We start from the raw sequence: 716 nt of genomic DNA, 5'->3' as shown, positions 1-716 counted from the left end.
CCCGGAAATGGCGGTCGTTGTACAGCAGCGGCGTTCAGGTCGGCGCGTCCTTCGGGCTGTTGCTCGCGACGCTCGTCACCAAGCTGATGTCGTCGAGCACGTCGGAGGCCGCGTTCCGGGCCTGGGGGTGGCGGATACCGTTCCTGTTCAGCGCGTTCCTGGTGCTGGTCGGGCTGGTGATCCGGGCGAAGGTCGAGGAGTCGCCGGTGTTCACCGAGAAGGTCGCCGGGATGCCGGAGGGTGCCCGGCCGAGGGTCCCGCTGGTCGCGGCCGTGCGGTCCAACCCCGGCGGATTCTTCGCGATCATCGGGCTGCGGTTCGTGGAGCTGTTCACCTTCTACGGGGTGACGACCTTCGGACTGTCCTACGGCACCGACGAGTTGGGGCTCGACCGGGACAGCCTGCTCGACGTGAACCTCGCGGTCGGGGGGCTCGCCGTGGTGACCATCCCGGCCTTCGCCTACCTCGCCGACCGGTACGGGCGACGGCGGATCTACGTCGCGGGCGGGCTGATCGGGGCGGCGGGCGCCGTGCCGTACTTCTGGGCGATGGAGTCGGGGTCGATGGTGCTCATCGTCGTCTGCGCGGTGCTGCTCGTGAACATCGGGCACGACATGGCCGTGTCCGTCCAGCAGTCGCTGTTCACCGACATGTTCGGGGCCGAGTACCGGTACAGCGGGGCGGGGGTCGGGTACCAGCTCGCGAGCGCCGTCGGG

The 716-nt window shown here is 69.6% G+C and carries 1 protein-coding gene; it reads left to right on the top strand.

The window, feature by feature from the left end; translation table 11 throughout:
• Positions 1-17: 17 nt before the first annotated feature.
• Positions 18-716 (top strand): MFS transporter (locus tag AOK24_RS33365; protein WP_240554247.1); only part of this gene is annotated, 699 nt, incomplete at its 3' end.

The organism is Streptomyces niveiscabiei (assembly GCF_001419795.1).
In the GTDB taxonomy this organism is placed as follows: domain Bacteria; phylum Actinomycetota; class Actinomycetes; order Streptomycetales; family Streptomycetaceae; genus Streptomyces; species Streptomyces niveiscabiei.
Note: the sequence above shows the minus strand (reverse complement) of the source record. Positions and strands in the feature narration are given on the sequence as shown.